The sequence below is a fragment of the Pseudomonas sp. R25(2017) genome (assembly GCF_002112565.1).
Taxonomy (GTDB): Bacteria; Pseudomonadota; Gammaproteobacteria; order Pseudomonadales; family Pseudomonadaceae; genus Aquipseudomonas; species Aquipseudomonas ekonensis.
Genome location: NZ_NEHZ01000001.1, coordinates 33,747 through 50,085 on the forward strand (window position 1 = coordinate 33,747; position 16,339 = coordinate 50,085).

Here is a 16,339-nt window from a genome sequence, read left to right on the forward strand (position 1 = left end):
GCTTCGCGGCATTCCAGAAGCCGAATACGCTACCGGGAATGCCGCGCAAACGTTTGCGTAGACCGAACTATGCGAACCCTGCCGAGATTTGTCAACGACTGGGAATCTGCTTTTTTTGTAGGGCGATTAACCGCAACCGCCCGCGACGTCACGCCGTCGTGTTGACCAGATTTCCGCTTCCCGTCGCTTTCGCCAGCTCTTTGGCCAGTTCTTTGGCCAGATCGCCGGCGACCTGCGCAATCGCAGCAGCAGTGCCGGAGATCTGCCCCTGGATAGCCATCACGGCAGTGGATTTGGCTTCAGGCGTGGGATAGCTGGCGGCTTGCGCGGCGGCCAGTTGCTGTTGCTGCTGCTGCATTTGCTTCTGCAGTTCCTGCATCCGCTTGAGCAGCATCTTGACGACAAGGCTGTGGGTGTCGCCGGCGTCTTCCTTGTCCTCGCTCGGCGCTGCGCCGCCGGTTCTGACCTTGCCGTCGTCTTCAACCTGCCCCAGCGCCTCATCTGAATTTTCGGCCGTCGCCTCGTTCAGGCTGGCGATCATGGCCGGGGTTTTCCCGCCGATGGTGACTGCGCCGGGATTTGAGAAACCGATGGTCATCGACATGTGAGCTCCTGAGAGAAATGGATTCCTTTGAAAGCAGCATCGGCCAACCGGCCTGTTTCTTTAATCCGGATCGCCGGAGTGGCCATTCCTCTGATTCGATCTGTTGCGTAGTACCTTTCGGAGAGCCGAACGCGAAATCGGGAACCGTTCGGAAAACCGGATCCAACATCCCGGCCATTTTTCACGCATCAAAAAATTATTGATGTAAATCATCAGGTTAAACGTTTCTCTCAAGCAGAGTGTGGCTGGTACAGATCCTGCTCCCCTCCTGAACCCCCGGCTTTCAGATGGGTCTGGGGCGCATCTAGATGAACCTGCATCCGCACCGTCTCACTACTAGAGAGAAAAACAATGAAGTCTGCTTTCAATACCCTGGTTCCGGGCGCCTTGGCGCTTCTCATGCTCCTGCCGACCGCCCTCCAGGCCAAAGAAGTCGAAACCCAGGCCAAGCTGGCCAACGTCGTGGTGCTCGCCACCGGCGGCACCATCGCCGGCGCCGGTGCCAGCGCGGCCAACAGCGCCACCTACCAGGCCGCCAAGGTCGGCGTCGAACAGCTGATCGCCGGCATTCCGGAACTGAGCAAACTGGCGAACGTGCGCGGCGAACAGGTCATGCAGATCGCATCGGAAAGCATCAGCAACGAAAACCTGCTGCAACTGGGCCGGCGCGTTTCCGAACTGGCCGACAGCAAGGATGTCGACGGGATCGTCATCACCCACGGCACCGACACCCTCGAAGAGACCGCCTACTTCCTGAACCTGGTCGAGAAGACCGAGAAGCCGATCATTGTCGTCGGCTCGATGCGTCCGGGCACCGCCATGTCAGCGGACGGCATGCTCAATCTCTACAACGCCGTCGCCGTCGCGAGCAGCAAGGAAGCCCGCGGCAAAGGCGTGCTGGTGACGCTGAACGATGAAATCCAGTCCGGCCGCGACGTCAGCAAAATGATCAACATCAAGACCGAAGCCTTCAAGAGCCCTTGGGGCCCGCTGGGCATGGTGGTCGAAGGCAAGTCCTACTGGTTCCGCCTGCCGGCCAAGCGCCACACGATGGACTCGGAATTTGACATCAAGAACATCAAGAGCCTTCCTGACGTAGAGATCGCCTATTCCTACGGCAATGTCGGCGACACCGCCTACAAGGCCCTCGCCCAGGCCGGCGCCAAGGCGATCATCCATGCCGGCACCGGCAACGGCTCGGTCTCTTCCCGCGTGGTTCCGACCCTGCAGGCCCTGCGCAAGGACGGTGTGCAAATCATCCGCTCGTCTCACGTCAACGCCGGCGGTTTCGTCCTGCGCAACGCAGAGCAGCCCGACGACAAATATGACTGGGTCGTCGCCCATGACCTGAACCCACAGAAGGCCCGCATCCTGGCGATGGTCGCTCTGACCAAGATCAACGACAGCAAAGAGCTGCAGCGGATGTTCTGGGAATACTGATACCCCCTCGCCCGACCGGTTCCGGCTCGGACAGCCACCGCCCGTCATCCGTGACGGGTGGTTCCCCGGCAAAAAAAATATCGCGCAATCCCTGCCAAAAACGGAAAACCGTTGTCAGAGGATCCTCTTGTTTTTTAAGCAGTTGCGAAATCGCCTACAGTTAAATACTGTATGCACGTACAGCTTAATAAGGATAACCTCGTGGCCACCTCCCCTGATGCTCCTGACGCTTACGAACGCATGGGCATGCGCATTCAAAAAATCATCAACGCCCCCACCGCACAAAAAGCCAGAGCCGCACTGATCTTTCGCCTGCCGGACGAACCGGAGGACGCCTGGGAGCGCTTGCTGGAAGAGATCGACGAGAACGACAACGTCACCCTCGCCTACCGCGACGACGGTGGCGTGCAGATTTTCTGGGTTGTACCGAAGGAAGACTGATCCAATGAGTGTCCGCTGCTTTGCCCTGCTGTTGCTGTTCATCTCCCTGGGAGCCCAGGCCGGTGCCCCGCGCACCTTCACCGAAGCCAAGAAGGTCGCCTGGAAGCTCTACGCCCCGCAATCGACCGAGTTCTACTGCGGCTGCAAGTACACCGGCAACAAGGTCGACCTTGCCGCGTGCGGCTATGTGCCTCGCAAGAACGCCAAACGCGCATCGCGCATCGAGTGGGAGCACATTGTCCCGGCCTGGGAGTTCGGCCACCAGCGCCAGTGCTGGCAGGAAGGCGGACGCAAGAACTGCACCCGCTACGACCCGTCCTACCAAAAGGCCGAAGCCGACCTGCACAACCTGGTGCCGAGCATCGGCGAGGTCAACGGCGACCGCAGCAACTTCAGCTACGGATGGCTGCCGGAAGAGAAAGGCCAATACGGCGCCTGCCTGACCCAAGTCGACTTCAAGGCCAAGAAAGTCATGCCCCGCCCCTCTATCCGCGGCATGATCGCCCGAACGTACTTCTACATGAGCAAACAGTACGGCCTGCGGCTGTCAAAACAGGACCGCCAATTGTATGAGGCGTGGGACAAGACCTACCCGGTGCAGGACTGGGAACGGCAGCGCAACCAGAGCGTGGCGTGCGTGATGGGACGCGGCAACGACTTCGTCGGGCCGGTGAACCTGAAAGCGTGCGGCTGACCGCTCACTCAATACAAAAGGCCTCGCGCTTGATGCCCGAGGCCTTTTTTGTGCTCAACTGCCGGCCTTGTCGTAACGCCAGTAGCCCATCAGGTTGAGCGACTCGCGAGGAATGCCGCGCTCCTTGATCAGATGCCGACGCAGGCTCATGACGGCGGCAGATTCACCGGCGACCCAGCCGTAGAAACCTTCGGCGGACGCTTCAGCGATTTCCCAAAGGATCTCCTTGTCGATATCGACGTCGGCCAACTCGACCGCCCGCCCCGCCGGCGACGAATCGACAGGCAATGCCGCCCCCTTCACCGCCTCCACCATCAGCGCTCCCGCCACGGCGCCACCCGCCTGCTCCCGGACGAGCCACTGCACCGAAAGCCCGGGCCAGTCGGGAACCGGGAGCATGTCCTGCGCACTGTCGACCTCGAAGTAGGCCTGAACCTGCGGCGGCTCCGCGAGCGGCGCCAGGGCTTCGAGAATCCCCATGGCCGCCGGCAACGCTGTCGGATCGGCGACCAGCAGAACGTGCCTGAGCGCCTGCGGCGGCCTCCATTCGAAGCCCCCGGCTTCCTCGGCCGAAAAACGCCGGTCGGGCGCCAGCATCTGCATGGACGCCCCCGGCTGCGCCCTCAACGCCCAACGGGAAGCCGGCCCGGTTTCGCCATGCAGGACAAAATCGACGTCCACCTCGCCAAGCTCCGCGCGCAGTTGGCGGATGGTGTAGGTGCGCATCGCCGGACGCCGGTCGGCCAGCATCGCCCGGAAACGGCTGTACCAGCCCTCCCCCTGCGACAGCTTCGAGGGCGAGCCGTCAGCCGCCGGAAAGAACAGCTTCACCCGCTGATCAGGCGCCCATGTCGCCATGTCCGTGACGGCGGAACCGGCCAGCGTGATCCTCATCAGATGCGGCGTCAGCTGGACTTTGCGGTGCAATACGACATCGAACAGCTTGTAGGGGGTGGCGGAGGCCATGGATCGCTCCTTCTGGAAATCGTCGGTGACTCTCAAGAAAACGAGTCAGACAGGACTTCCTTTACCCGGCTCCGCCGAACGGACCTGTCACTGCGCCGTATTGCGCTCGATGACCAGCGATTCGATGTTCTGCTTTTTCGCCCGCACCAACGCAGCGCTCAGATCGGCCTGGCGCGCCTCAGCTTCGGCCTTGGAGTTGAACGGCCCCAGCAGGATGCGGGTGTTGCCGGCGGCATCCTTGATGACGTTGGGCACGAAGGCATGCTCGATCAGCCAGCCGCTGAGGTCGCTGACCGCCTGCGTGGTTTCACCGCGCACTTCCAGATCCCACTGGGCAGCAGGAACGACAGCGGATGACGTCACCGCAGCCGGCTGCGGCTTTTGCCCCGCGACATTCTTGCCCTCTCCACAACCCGCCAATGCCAATGCCGCGACGACCCAGACCAGTTTGCGCACAACGCTTCCCTCGAAAATCACAAAGGCGGCATCTTAGCATTCGCGAATACTTCACGAACGCCGCAAAATCACCACAAAACAACGAGATTGATGATTGCGGCCCCTGTATAGTGACGCGCTGGGAATTAATGCCTCGTCTGCGCGTCAGAAAGATGCACCCAAACCGCGAGACTTCGCACTAATCTATACGTACCACCGACTCTGCACTGTCCGAATCAGGTGCCCTACAAAGCAATCAAGGAGAACACCATGCTGATACTCACCCGCAAAGTCGGTGAAAGCATTAACATTGGCGATGACATTACGATCACCATCCTCGGTGTCAGCGGCCAGCAGGTCCGAATCGGCATCAACGCTCCAAAGAACGTTGCGGTGCACCGTGAAGAGATCTATCAGCGCATCCAGGCCGGCCTGACCGCTCCGGACAAGCCGCAAACCCCTTGAGCCCTGCCGCAGTCGCTAGCCAGTCCGCTGCCTTCGTGTGATGGCTGGCTAAAGATTCAGCGCCGTATTGCCTCTGCTTCATTGGTCACGGCGCCTGCCATGCCCCCTTCCTTTGCCCCGCCCAATACTAACCACACCGCCCAAGGATGGCTGTCAGACATTTCCCTTAAGCAGCAGGGAATTGCACCCTCCTAAGCGAAGACCACCCCTCGCGCCATCCCGGTAGCCGCCACCACCATCAGCACCAGCAACAGCGCCTCGGCATGACTGATGCGCGCAAACAGCCTGGCGCGGCTCATATCGGGCACTCCGCCGCGCGCCAAGGCGATGCGCCACTTGATCAACGTCACCATCGGCGCAAGCTCCAACAGCAGGATCAGCACGAACAACGTCATCTTCAGGTGGAACAGCGGCTGATGCAGATAGTAGTCGGTGCCCTTCTCATAGCCCCCAAAGGCGCGCATTCCTCCGCTGACCAACAGAATCAACGCCGAGATCCCCCACAGGTTGTCGGCCAGCAGCACACGCCCCACAGCCCCCTCTCCAACGGCAAGACGGCTGAACGCCGTCCCTCGGGTCAGCACAGCCCAGAACCCCAAAGAGACAGCCAACAAATGAACCGCAGCAAGAATCCAGTGAACCAGCATCGATGCACTCCCGTCAGGCAGCCTTGTCGTTCGGCCAGACAGTAGTAGCTGAAAAAGCGCGAACTCGCCCGATGCAGGCGCACATGCAAGGGCGCCCGGGCGCTTTCTGAAGGAAGGAGGCAAATCGCAGGCAAAAAAAATCCCAAGCAGCTGATGGAAGCTTGGGATTTAAAAATGCATAAACCGTGGTGGTGAACGCGGGGCGAATGTTACTGAATTATACGAGCTGTAACAACGTATTTTTGATAACCGGTCAGTTAAAAAAAATCGTAACCCATTAAATATCCACATATTTTTCAGGGGCGCTCAAAGAAAAGGCACAGAGGCGGTGCACATTCCTGCGAATTGTATGCAAAGGAAAAGGAGTCGCGAGGAAGCTTCAGAAATTCGGATTCGTCGAGGTCAACGACTTGCCGATTGAAGTGGGGTTTGCAAAAGCTTTGCAAATGACAGAAAGCAAAAAGGGGTCACCGTTTCCGGTGACCCCTCCTAGACCGCCCAGCAGAGCGGATTTTGTTTGGTAGGCACGATTGGACTCGAACCAACGACCCCCACCATGTCAAGGTGGTGCTCTAACCAACTGAGCTACGTGCCTGCTGTGAGGCGGCATTCTACGGAATTCCGGAGGGGTGTCAACACCTTTTTTTCACCTAACCCTATGAATATGCAAAATTTTTAATTTCACCCCGATAAAGAAGATTTTCCGGTGGCTGGCGGAGGTTTTTCAAACCGGGTAGGATCGTCGCACTCGTAAAATATATTAAACAGAGGCAGCAGGATGGCGAACACCCCTTACCCAGAGTCTTATTACGCTGCGTCGGCCAACGCCGCACCGGCCCGCCCGGCCCTGCAGGATGACGTGGAGACGGATGTCTGTGTGATCGGGGCTGGCTATACGGGGCTGTCCTCTGCCCTGTTCCTGCTGGAGAACGGTTTTCGCGTGACGGTGCTGGAAGCCGCCAAGGTCGGTTTCGGCGCGTCGGGCCGAAACGGCGGGCAGATCGTCAACAGCTACAGCCGCGACATCGATGTGATCGAACGCACCGTCGGCCCGAAACAGGCGCAACTGCTCGGGCAGATGGCCTTCGAGGGCGGCCGGATCATCCGCGAGCGCGTCGCCCGGTACAACATTCAGTGCGACCTGAAGGACGGCGGCGTGTTCGCCGCGCTCTCGGCCAAGCAGATGGGCCACCTGGAGTCGCAGAAGCGCCTGTGGGAGCGTTTCGGCCATACCCAGCTGGAACTGCTCGACCAACGCCGCATCCGCGAAGTGGTGGCTTGCGATCAATACGTCGGCGGCATGCTCGACATGAGCGGCGGCCACATCCATCCGCTGAACCTGGCACTGGGCGAAGCGGCCGCCGTGGAGTCCCTGGGCGGCACTATCTACGAGCAGTCGCCTGCCGTGCGCATCGAGCGCGGCGCCAATCCGGTGGTGCACACACCGCAAGGCAAGGTCAGGGCGAAGTTCATCATCGTCGCGGGCAACGCCTACCTTGGCAACCTGGTGCCGGAGCTGGCGGCCAAATCGATGCCGTGCGGCACTCAGGTGATCACCACCGAACCGCTGGGCGAGGAACTGGCCAGGTCACTGCTGCCGCAGGACTACTGCGTCGAGGACTGCAACTATCTGCTGGACTACTACCGCCTGACGGGCGACAAGCGCCTGATCTTCGGTGGCGGCGTGGTGTACGGCGCCCGGGATCCGGCCAACATCGAGGCGATCATCCGCCCGAAAATGCTCAAGGCTTTCCCGCAGCTCAAGGATGTGAAGATCGATTACGCCTGGACCGGCAACTTCCTGCTGACGCTGTCGCGCTTGCCGCAGGTGGGGCGCCTGGGCGACAACATCTATTACTCCCAAGGGTGCAGCGGCCACGGCGTGACCTACACGCACCTGGCGGGCAAGGTGCTGGCCGAGGCATTGCGCGGCCAGGCCGAGCGCTTCGATGCGTTCGCCGACTTGCCGCACTACCCGTTCCCCGGCGGCCAGATGCTGCGCACGCCGTTCGCGGCGCTGGGCGCCTGGTATTACGGATTGCGCGACAAGTTGGGCGTCTGACCACCATTACCTGACGGCAGAAACACTTGCGGCGAGGGCATCTGCTCCCTCGCCGCAATTGTTTCAGAGGCTGTCCCGAGCGATGCCGCTGCGGATCCGCAAGATATCGGCCAGCACCGCCAAGGCAATTTCGGCAGGCGTCTTGCTGCCCAGGTTGAGCCCGATGGGCGCATGGATCCGCGCAAGCTGCGCCTCGCCCAAGCCGCCGATCCGGCGCAAGCGCTCGAAACGCTTCTGCGAGGTCTGCACCGACCCCATCACGCCGATGTAGAACGCCTCGGTGCGCACCGCCTCCATCATCGCCAGGTCATCGATGCGCGGATCGTGCGTCAGGGCTACCACTGCAGTGTCACGATGGCAGCCGCCTTCGGCGATGAACACCGACGGCAGTTGCCGACGGATCTCCACACCCTCCAGTACCACCCCCTCCAGCACCTCGTCCCGCGGATCGCACAGGATCACCTCGAAGCCGAGGCCCAGCGCAAACTCGGCACACGCCTGCGCCACGCTGGAGTAGCCCGCCAGCAGCAAGCGCTGCGCGGCGCCGATACGGATCCTGACCCGGTCGATTTCACGTTCGATCCGCGCGCCTTGCTCGGCATCGGCCAACACTGCACGGGCACCGCTGGCCAGGTCGACCTCACGGATCAGACGGGAATGCCCCAGCAGTGCCGACTCCAGTTCGCGCAAATGCGCCTGCACGTCGCAACCGGCGTCAAATTTCTCTACCAGCACATCGAGAATGCCGCCGCAGGGCAGGCTGACCCGCGAACGCGGGTCCTCGCCCTCCCCGTAGCGCACCACATTCACCGCCTCGAAAAACGCACCTTCGGCAACCCGTTCGAGAAAGTCTTCCTCGACGCATCCGCCGGACAACGAACCGATCCACTGCCCGCTGTCGTTGACCGCCAGCAGCGAGCCCGGCGCACGGGGCGCCGAGCCATAGGTGGCCAGCACCGTGCACAACCACAGGCGCTGGCCGGCGACGGACCACTCCAGCGCCCGACGCACGACTTGCAGGTCCAGATGCTGCATGTCAGTGCGCCTTGTGCTCGACGGACGGCGCATCGGCCCGCAGCTTCTGCACGTCGCCCACGGCCAGATCCCCGGCCTGACCGCCCCAGCCTTCGCGCAGGTAGTTAAGCAGGTCGGTCAGTTGCTCGGCACTGAGCTTGTCGGCGAAGCCCGGCATCGGCTGCATGTGTTCGAAGCCGGCGAACTTCTGCTCGCCGATGCCGTCATCGATCACCCGCAGCAGGTTGCGTGGATCCTCCAGCCGCAGCGTGGTGTTGCCGCGCATGGCCACCGCGATGTGCGGTTTGCCTTCGCCGCCGGCGGCATGGCAACCGGCGCAGACGTTCAGGTATTCCTGACGGCCGCGCTGGGCGCTCGGGCTGAGCTTGTCCAGCGGCACCTCAGCCAACTCTTTTGCCTTCGGCGGCTGATCGCCGAGCAGGAACGTCGCCATCGCCGCCAGGTCCGGATCGTTCAGGCCCTGGGTGCTGTTGTGGAACACCGGGAACATCTCGTTGAACATCGTGCCCTGAGCGCTCATGCCGTGCTTGAGGAACGCGCTCAGGTCCTGGTGATTCCAGCCACGCGCCGCCAGGTCGGTGGCCAGCAGGCTCGGCGCCAGATAGCCGTTGAGGATGCCGCCGGTCATGCGTTTGTCTTGCTGCATCGCGCCCGGCAGGCCGCGCGGCGTGTGGCATTCGCCGCAGTGGCCGAGGACGTCGACCATGTACTGGCCGCGCTTCCAGGCCTCGCTTTTGCCTTCACCGGACTCCAGCTTCACGTCCTTGCCGTAAAGCATGTTCCAGCCCATCAGGCCCAGGCGCACGTTGAACGGGAAGCTCAGGCTGGTCACCGGTGCCGGACGCTCGATCGGCTCGATGGTCTTCAGGTACGCATGGATCGCGTCCGAGTCCGCACGCGGCATCAGGTGATACGAGGTGTACGGCATCGCCGGATACAGGTTGGCGCCGTCACGGCGCTTGCCTTCGGTGAGCGCAGCGAAGAACTCGTCATCAGTGTAGAGACCGATGCCATGCTCCTTGCTCGGCGTGATGTTGGTGCCGTAGATCGTACCGAACGGCGACACGATCGGCAGCCCGCCGGCAAACGGCGCGCCGCCCGGCGCGGTATGGCAGGCCATGCAGTCGGCGGCGCGGGCGAGGTATTCGCCGCGCTTGGCCTGGTCGTCCGCATGGGCCAGGAACGCCGGCGCAGCCAGCCCGACCGCCAGGGCCAGACGGGTCAATGTACGCTTCATGCTCAACCCTCCTTGACCAGGCCGAGATCGGTCAGCACGTTGCGGGTGGCGTTGTAGTAACGCACGTACCCGGTGCAGCGGCAGACGTGATGACCGAGGCTGTCCTCGATGACTTGTTCCAGCTTGCTTTTGGCCACTGGCTGGCGCTGAAGCTTTTCCACCAGCACCGTCGCGGCGTTGACGAAGCCCGGTGCGCAGTAGCTGCACTGGAAGGCGAACTCATCGACGAAACGCTGCTGGATCGGGTTCAGCTCGGTGACGCGCCCTTGCTCGTCACGCTTGGCGTGGCCTTCGATGGTGCGGACTTTCTTGCCCTCGAAGTAATGCGCACCGGTGATGCAGGTGCGCACTTCCTCACTGGTGCCGTCCGGGTTGTCGACGATCACCACGCAGGCATGGCAGATGCCCTGGCCGCAACCCAGGCGCGAGCCGGTCAGGTTTTCGTGCTCGTGCAGGTAGTCGATCATCGGCAGGTCATCAGGGATGTCCACTGGACCTACGGGTTGACCGTTGAGGGTCAGTTGAAGCGGACGGTTAGCCATTGAGGGCCTCCTTGATGCGGGCAGCGGTGATAGGCAAGTCGCGGACACGTTTACCGATGGCATGGGCCACGGCGTTGCCGATGGCGCCGACCACGGGGATCATCACCACCTCGGCGATGCCCTTGGACGGGTCGCTCGGCGACAGCGGCGGCAGGATTTCCGCCGTCTGCTTCCAAACAGCCACGTGACGCGCCATCGGCAAGCGGTAGCGGTTGAAGTTCCAGTCGCCCTCCCCCGGCCCGCCTTCGTACAACGGCATCTCTTCCATCAAGGCGTGACCGATGCCCATGGCGATGCCGCCTTCGAGCTGCCCCTTGACCAGTTCCTCCACCAGCACCCGTCCGCATTCCAGCCACGAATGGTGGTTGAGCACTTCGACTTCAGCCGAACCTTTGTTGACCTTCAGCTCCACCAGCGTCGCCACCGGGCTGTAGTAGGTCACGGCCGCGTTGTTCAGTTGAACGACCGGATAGGCGACGTTCTGCCGATCCAGCAGGTGGAAACCGGCGCTGGTCATCTGCGCCTGTTTCGCCTTCGGCGCGCCGTCGCCGTACTTCACCGCCAGGCCGTCGAGCGGCAGGCGTTCACGCACGCCGTCAATACTGAATTCGGCCTCGGCCCAGCTCCAGCGGTTGAAGCCGTGCACCGTGGCGCCGGTCACCAGGCCGCGCTCGTGGGCGCGCCGGGCCAGCTCTTCGAAACTCAATGGCTGCATGCCGTTGGCGGTCAGCTTGCCGTCGACCCAATGCGCATCTTCACGGCGCACCACGTAAGGGTTGGCCTGACCGCCGTACGGGCCCTGACGCCAGATCTCCAGCGCTGCCGGCCACAGGCCATGGTTGAACAGCACACGCGCCGCTTCACGGGTGGCATGGCTGAAGTAGTACGCGGAGTTGGTCGCCGAGGAGGCCGACGCCAGCTTGCCGACCCAGCGCGGGTTGCGCAGGAAGTTATCCTGCTCGGCCTGGCTCATGATGTAAGGGTTGCCGGCGGTGACCAGCTGCATTTCCTTCCATTCGGTTTCGCCGGTCTTCACGTCGTGGGCCGGGCTGCCGAGGAAATCGGCCACCACCAGCGCCTGCGAAGTGGACATGCCGGTGCCGATCTCGATGCCGATGTGGCGCAGGGAAATGCGCCCGTCGGCCGTGAACTCGATGCTCGCCATCGGCGCCTCGGAACCGGTGCCGAAGTCTTTCTGGCAGATGGCGAAACCTACGCCGTACCAGTTGTCCGGATCCGCCGCCTCGCGCTGTTTCTTGATCGCGTCGCGGTTGCGCCAGACTTCGTGCAGCGAGGCCTTGTCGAGAATCTCGTGCAGGCGCAGCGCACCGGCCGGGATCGCGCCCTGGGTGTTCTTCATCCCCGAGCGCAGCGCGTTCTTGCGGCGCAGGTCGATGGCGTCGACACCGAGACGGTCGGCGATTTCATCGACCATCATTTCGGTGGAGGCCATGCTCTGCAGGGTGCCGTAACCACGCATGGAGCCGGCCTCGACGGCGCGGGAATGGTAAGCGGTGACCTGCAGGTCGTTCTGCGGCATGTAGTAGATCGACTGCGCCGCCGTGGCGCCCACCGCCGCCACCGAAGGGCTGTAGTTAATGCGGCCGCCGCCATCGACGCTCATCTCGGCGCGGAAGATCTTGAAGCTGTGGTCGTCCTTGTCCACCGCCAGCTGATAGCGGATGTCGAACGGATGGCGCTTGATGCCGCTCTGGAACTGCTCGTAGCGGTCGTTGGCCAGGCGCACCGGCACACCGGCGCCGTACAGCGCGGCCAGGGCTGCGTAGTAGACGAAAATGTTGTGGTCCTTGGAGCCGTAACCCACCGTGTAGCCCGGGTGCAGGTTGAGATGGGCCAGGCCGAAGCGCGACGGCGCGATCATCTTCGCGGTCTCGGTGGCGGTTTCCAGCGGGCATTGGGTAGCGACCACGAAGTGCAGGGTCTTGGTCGCCGGGTCGTACCAGCCGTTGCCGTTGTCCGGCTCCATGGCGGCCGGCTCGATCGACGGTGTCTTGTAGCGTTCGTCGAACACCAGCCAGTTGTCCGGCGGCGTGTCGATCTGCTGCTTCATGCGCTCGGCGTAGAACAGGCCGCGCTCGGTCAGGTTGCCGTGCAGGTTCGGCTGAGCGTTCCAGACCGGACGGCGGTTGCGCAGCATCGGGAACAGGATCGAATCCTTGAGGCTGGCGAACTCGTCCTCGTCCGCCGAGGTCGGGCCGCCGACGCGCACGTAGCGGAAACTGCCGTAAGGATCGCCTTCGTAGAACGGCACCTGGGCGCCGTAGCGGATCGCTTTGTCATTGAACTTGAGTTTGGTCTTGGCCCGACGGAAGCGCTCGAAGTCGTTCCAGATCAGGATCGCCACGGGGTGACCGATGAACATCGGCACCTTGCCCGGCGGCAGCAGCGGATCCGGAGCGTGCTCTTCCGGGAACACGATGCCGTCCTTGTCCAGGTCGGCGGCGGTGACGATGCGGTCAGGCTGCAGTTCGGCACCCAGCCACGACAGGTCGTAACCGTCATAGATGCGGTCGGCCTTGATGGTCTTCAGCAGCATGGCGTGGCCCTGCTGGCCGGGCCAGCCCGGCATGTCCTTGGCACGGATGTCGCGGGCAAAGACCTTGCTGCCGCAGACCTTGGACAAGGCATCGTTGCGTTGGCGCGCCTTGCCGTTGTGGCCGAGCCACTGCTCGGACGGCACGGTCACGCTGTTTTCCATCAAGGCGGCCAGCGCCGGGCTGCCGATCGGCGCAAGCGTGACACTCACGCCGGCTACGAGCCCGCCCTGAAGGAACGAACGCCGGGATATTTCACGGTTGGACATGGATCATCCTTTGGGCGGTTATGAATCCGCCCTTCTGGTTATCTACGGGGAATCTCGAGTCTTGCTGAAGCCCTTTCTGGCGAAGCGAAGGGCTGTGATGAGCATGCAAAGCTGACCGAAAGGTTAACTTTAAAGGTTTCTGCGCCAGCAGCAAACAACTGGACACAAAAATTTGACTAAAGAATCAAAAATTTTGCTTGCGAAGTCTTCGGACTTTTCCGCATCTGCATCGACTGAGAGAACGCTATCGCGAGCAGGCTCGCCCCCACCGGGATTGGTGTTGAATGCGGGCGGCATGAGGGAGGGAATGGAGGAAGGACAAATTTCAGGCACAAAAAACCCCGGTCTTTCGACCAGGGTCTTTGTTATCGATCCGAATCAGCCAGTTGGCTTGCTTCGGCGCTTCGAGGCGTTCAGTAGTCCTCGAAACAGATATGGCGCAGCGGACGGGACTCGAACCCGCGACCCCCGGCGTGACAGGCCGGTATTCTAACCGACTGAACTACCGCTGCGTATCGCTGTGGACTTGCGTCCGGATAACTCGTTTTGATTGAAAGCTTCGGTGCTTTGCAATCGCGAACCAGGCATTGCCTGACTCGTTGAAAATGGCGCAGCGGACGGGACTCGAACCCGCGACCCCCGGCGTGACAGGCCGGTATTCTAACCGACTGAACTACCGCTGCGCGTCGGTGGAGGCATTTCAGCCTTCCATCTTGCTTTCGCAAGACTCTCGGGAGTGGTGGGTGATGACGGGATCGAACCGCCGACATTCTGCTTGTAAGGCAGACGCTCTCCCAGCTGAGCTAATCACCCGTTTGCATCTCCGAGGCCGCGAAATTTACGCAGGTGCCGAAGCTAAGTCAATACCCTGCTTGAAGTTTTTCTGAAAAAGACGAAATCGTTTCAATCAGGGCACCGCGAAGCGCCCTCCAAACCCGCCACCTATTCGGAATAGATCATCTTCTTGGTCATGCCGCCATCGACCACAAACTCCTGGCCCGTGACGAACCCGGCGTTCTTCGACAGCAGCCAGGACACCATCGCCGCCACATCTTCGACCGTCCCTACCCTGCCCGCCGGATGCTGAGCGTGATCGGTGTCGGTCAACGGCTCGGCGCGACGCACGGAAGGATCCCGCGCATCGATCCAGCCGGGGCTGACGGCATTGACGCGGATCTCCGGCCCGAGGCTGATGGCCAGCGCATGGGTCAGGGCCAGCAGGCCGCCCTTGCTCGCCGCATAGGCCTCGGTGTCCGGTTCCGATTGCCGCGCACGGGTCGACGCCAGATTGACGATGGCGCCGCTGTGCGCGCGCAGGTACGGCGCACAGTGCTTGGCCAGCAGCATCGGGCCGCTGAGGTTCACCGCCAGCACCCGGTTCCACCAGGCCAGATCGAGGCTTTCCAGGGTGATGTTGTGCGGATCGGCCACCGCCGCGTTGCACACCAGCGCGTCCAGCCGGCCGAACTGCCCCAGCACCTCGGCCACGCCCGTCGCCACCTGCCCCTCGTCCGCCACGTCCATGGCGATGAACCAGGCGTTTTCGCCCAGCACCTTGGCCACTTTGGCGCCGCGCACGCGATCCAGGTCGGTCAGCACCACCCGCCAGCCTTCGCTGATGAGCCAGGCCGCGATACCCAGACCGATGCCGCGCGCCGCGCCCGTGACCAGTGCGACACGGCCATGGGCGCCTGCGACCTGAGCCGGCAGCTCGATCACAATGCCGCCAGCCCGCGGGACAGATCGGCCTGCAGGTCCGCCACGTCTTCCAGGCCGACCGCCACGCGGATCAGGCTGTCGCGGATGCCCGCCGCCTCACGCTCCTGCGGCGCCAGGCGACCGTGGGACGTGGTGCTCGGGTGGGTGATGGTGGTCTTGCTGTCACCCAGGTTGGCCGTGATCGACACCAGCCGGGTCGCGTCGATGAAACGCCACGCCCCTTCCTTGCCGCCCTTGACCTCGAAGCTCACCACCGCTCCGAAACCCTTCTGCTGACGACGGGCCAGCTCATGCTGCGGATGGCTTTCGAGGCCGGCGTAGTGCACTTTCTCGATGCCGTCCTGCTTCTCCAGCCATTCGGCCAGTTGCTGCGCGTTGGCGCAGTGCGCCTTCATCCGCAGGTTCAGGGTTTCCAGGCCCTTGAGGAAGACCCAGGCGTTGAACGGGCTCAGGGTCGGCCCTGCGGTGCGCAGGAAACCGACCACTTCCTTCATCTGCTCGCTGCGGCCGGCGACCACGCCGCCCATGCAACGGCCCTGGCCGTCGATGAACTTGGTCGCCGAATGCACGACGATGTCCGCGCCCAGCTTCAGCGGCTGCTGCAAGGCCGGGGTGCAGAAGCAGTTGTCGACCACCAGCATCGCGCCCTTGGCATGGGCGATTTCCGACAGCGCGGCGATGTCCACCAGTTCCGCCAGCGGGTTGGACGGCGACTCGACGAACAGCAACTTGGTGTTGGCCTTGATCGCCGCGTCCCATGCCGACAGGTCCGCCAGCGGCACGTAATCGACTTCCACGCCGAAGCGCTTGAAGTACTTCTCGAACAGGCTGATGGTCGAGCCGAACACGCTGCGCGAGACCAGCACATGGTCGCCCGCGCTGCACAGGCTCATCACCACCGCCATGATCGCGGCCATGCCGGTGGCGGTGGCGACCGCCTGTTCGGCGCCTTCCAGCGCGGCGATGCGCTCTTCGAACGCGCGCACGGTCGGGTTGGTGTAGCGCGAATAGACGTTGCCCGGCACTTCCCCGGCAAAGCGCGCCGCCGCATCGGCCGCGGTGCGGAACACGTAGCTGGAGGTGAAGAACATCGGATCGCCGTGCTCGCCTTCCGGCGTACGGTGCTGACCGGCACGTACGGCCAGGGTATCGAACGCTACGCCTTCGAGGTCGCTGTCCAGCCGACCGGCATCCCATTCCTGACTCATGCTGTCACTCCTTGCCCTGA

Annotated in this window: 15 protein-coding genes and 4 tRNA genes; 5 read left to right on the forward strand and 14 right to left on the reverse strand. The window is 62.6% G+C overall.

The features are described from left to right. Positions 1-148: 148 nt before the first annotated feature. Complete coding sequence (locus CAG31_RS00205) at positions 149-604, reverse strand: hypothetical protein (RefSeq protein ID WP_085577468.1); 456 nt, start codon at positions 602-604, stop codon at positions 149-151. Between the two features lie 351 nt (positions 605-955). Here CAG31_RS00205 and CAG31_RS00210 point away from each other — a divergent pair, with 351 nt between their 5' ends. The 3 genes from CAG31_RS00210 (at position 956) to CAG31_RS00220 (ending at position 3,179) form a co-directional block, all read left to right on the forward strand. Further along, a complete protein-coding gene (locus CAG31_RS00210) occupies positions 956-2,044 on the forward strand; it encodes an asparaginase (protein WP_085577469.1) in 1,089 nt (362 codons plus the stop codon). 171 nt (positions 2,045-2,215) lie between these two features. After that, the gene (locus CAG31_RS00215; protein WP_085577470.1) at positions 2,216-2,485 is read left to right on the forward strand and encodes a DUF1654 domain-containing protein; all 270 of its coding nucleotides are present in this window, start codon (positions 2,216-2,218) and stop codon (positions 2,483-2,485) included. Positions 2,486-2,489: 4 nt separating this feature from the next. Then, positions 2,490-3,179, forward strand: a complete 690-nt coding sequence (locus tag CAG31_RS00220) for an endonuclease (protein WP_085577471.1) — start codon at positions 2,490-2,492, stop codon at positions 3,177-3,179. A 54-nt stretch (positions 3,180-3,233) separates the two neighbouring features. Here CAG31_RS00220 and CAG31_RS00225 read toward each other — a convergent pair whose 3' ends face one another. Continuing rightward, positions 3,234-4,145, reverse strand: coding sequence for a siderophore-interacting protein (locus CAG31_RS00225; protein ID WP_085577472.1), 912 nt, complete (start codon positions 4,143-4,145; stop codon positions 3,234-3,236). Between the two features lie 87 nt (positions 4,146-4,232). Continuing rightward, positions 4,233-4,601, reverse strand: a complete 369-nt coding sequence (locus CAG31_RS00230) for a penicillin-binding protein activator LpoB (protein ID WP_085577473.1) — start codon at positions 4,599-4,601, stop codon at positions 4,233-4,235. Positions 4,602-4,850: 249 nt separating this feature from the next. On the opposite strand from CAG31_RS00230, the gene csrA reads away from it, so the two are divergent. After that, positions 4,851-5,045, forward strand: a complete 195-nt coding sequence (csrA, locus tag CAG31_RS00235) for a carbon storage regulator CsrA (protein WP_003179932.1) — start codon at positions 4,851-4,853, stop codon at positions 5,043-5,045. A 191-nt stretch (positions 5,046-5,236) separates the two neighbouring features. On the opposite strand, the gene CAG31_RS00240 is transcribed toward csrA, so the two are convergent. After that, entirely contained in the window at positions 5,237-5,692 is a 456-nt protein-coding gene (locus tag CAG31_RS00240) for a DUF2214 family protein (RefSeq protein WP_085577474.1), read from the reverse strand. Positions 5,693-6,210: 518 nt separating this feature from the next. After that, a tRNA-Val gene (locus tag CAG31_RS00245) sits at positions 6,211-6,287 on the reverse strand. A gap of 183 nt (positions 6,288-6,470) precedes the next feature. Here CAG31_RS00245 and CAG31_RS00250 point away from each other — a divergent pair. Continuing rightward, complete coding sequence (locus CAG31_RS00250; protein ID WP_085577475.1) at positions 6,471-7,754, forward strand: FAD-binding oxidoreductase; 1,284 nt, start codon at positions 6,471-6,473, stop codon at positions 7,752-7,754. Positions 7,755-7,817: 63 nt separating this feature from the next. Here CAG31_RS00250 and CAG31_RS00255 read toward each other — a convergent pair whose 3' ends face one another. The 9 genes from CAG31_RS00255 to CAG31_RS00295 form a co-directional block, all read right to left on the reverse strand. Beyond that, positions 7,818-8,789, reverse strand: coding sequence for an XdhC family protein (locus CAG31_RS00255; RefSeq protein ID WP_085577476.1), 972 nt, complete (start codon positions 8,787-8,789; stop codon positions 7,818-7,820). 1 nt (position 8,790) lies between these two features. Next, positions 8,791-10,026 (reverse strand): cytochrome c, encoded by a 1,236-nt coding sequence (locus CAG31_RS00260; RefSeq protein WP_085577477.1) that lies wholly within the window; start codon positions 10,024-10,026, stop codon positions 8,791-8,793. A gap of 2 nt (positions 10,027-10,028) precedes the next feature. Then, a complete protein-coding gene (locus tag CAG31_RS00265) occupies positions 10,029-10,568 on the reverse strand; it encodes a (2Fe-2S)-binding protein (RefSeq protein WP_085577478.1) in 540 nt (179 codons plus the stop codon). After that, the gene (locus CAG31_RS00270) at positions 10,561-13,392 is read right to left on the reverse strand and encodes a xanthine dehydrogenase family protein molybdopterin-binding subunit (protein WP_085577479.1); all 2,832 of its coding nucleotides are present in this window, start codon (positions 13,390-13,392) and stop codon (positions 10,561-10,563) included. Before CAG31_RS00270 ends, CAG31_RS00265 begins: the two co-directional genes overlap by 8 nt. 435 nt (positions 13,393-13,827) lie before the next feature. Next, positions 13,828-13,904, reverse strand: a tRNA-Asp gene (locus CAG31_RS00275). A 94-nt stretch (positions 13,905-13,998) separates the two neighbouring features. Beyond that, a tRNA-Asp gene (locus CAG31_RS00280) sits at positions 13,999-14,075 on the reverse strand. A 54-nt stretch (positions 14,076-14,129) separates the two neighbouring features. Further along, a tRNA-Val gene (locus tag CAG31_RS00285) sits at positions 14,130-14,205 on the reverse strand. Between the two features lie 129 nt (positions 14,206-14,334). Further along, entirely contained in the window at positions 14,335-15,102 is a 768-nt protein-coding gene (locus CAG31_RS00290; RefSeq protein WP_371856081.1) for an SDR family oxidoreductase, read from the reverse strand. Between the two features lie 5 nt (positions 15,103-15,107). After that, entirely contained in the window at positions 15,108-16,319 is a 1,212-nt protein-coding gene (locus tag CAG31_RS00295) for an O-succinylhomoserine sulfhydrylase (RefSeq protein ID WP_085577481.1), read from the reverse strand. Positions 16,320-16,339: the final 20 nt, after the last annotated feature.

What these genes read in the sequence shown, in the direction of transcription:
- CAG31_RS00205 (WP_085577468.1), bottom strand. Translation starts at nt 604, where the DNA reads ATGTCGATGACCATCGGTTTCTCAAATCCCGGCGCAGTCACCATCGGC.
- CAG31_RS00210 (WP_085577469.1), top strand. Translation starts at nt 956, where the DNA reads ATGAAGTCTGCTTTCAATACCCTGGTTCCGGGCGCCTTGGCGCTTCTC.
- CAG31_RS00215 (WP_085577470.1), top strand. Translation starts at nt 2,216, where the DNA reads ATGCACGTACAGCTTAATAAGGATAACCTCGTGGCCACCTCCCCTGAT.
- CAG31_RS00220 (WP_085577471.1), top strand. Translation starts at nt 2,490, where the DNA reads ATGAGTGTCCGCTGCTTTGCCCTGCTGTTGCTGTTCATCTCCCTGGGA.
- CAG31_RS00225 (WP_085577472.1), bottom strand. Translation starts at nt 4,145, where the DNA reads ATGGCCTCCGCCACCCCCTACAAGCTGTTCGATGTCGTATTGCACCGC.
- csrA (WP_003179932.1), top strand. Translation starts at nt 4,851, where the DNA reads ATGCTGATACTCACCCGCAAAGTCGGTGAAAGCATTAACATTGGCGAT.
- CAG31_RS00240 (WP_085577474.1), bottom strand. Translation starts at nt 5,692, where the DNA reads ATGCTGGTTCACTGGATTCTTGCTGCGGTTCATTTGTTGGCTGTCTCT.
- CAG31_RS00250 (WP_085577475.1), top strand. Translation starts at nt 6,471, where the DNA reads ATGGCGAACACCCCTTACCCAGAGTCTTATTACGCTGCGTCGGCCAAC.
- CAG31_RS00255 (WP_085577476.1), bottom strand. Translation starts at nt 8,789, where the DNA reads ATGCAGCATCTGGACCTGCAAGTCGTGCGTCGGGCGCTGGAGTGGTCC.
- CAG31_RS00260 (WP_085577477.1), bottom strand. Translation starts at nt 10,026, where the DNA reads ATGAAGCGTACATTGACCCGTCTGGCCCTGGCGGTCGGGCTGGCTGCG.
- CAG31_RS00265 (WP_085577478.1), bottom strand. Translation starts at nt 10,568, where the DNA reads ATGGCTAACCGTCCGCTTCAACTGACCCTCAACGGTCAACCCGTAGGT.
- CAG31_RS00270 (WP_085577479.1), bottom strand. Translation starts at nt 13,392, where the DNA reads ATGTCCAACCGTGAAATATCCCGGCGTTCGTTCCTTCAGGGCGGGCTC.
- CAG31_RS00295 (WP_085577481.1), bottom strand. Translation starts at nt 16,319, where the DNA reads ATGAGTCAGGAATGGGATGCCGGTCGGCTGGACAGCGACCTCGAAGGC.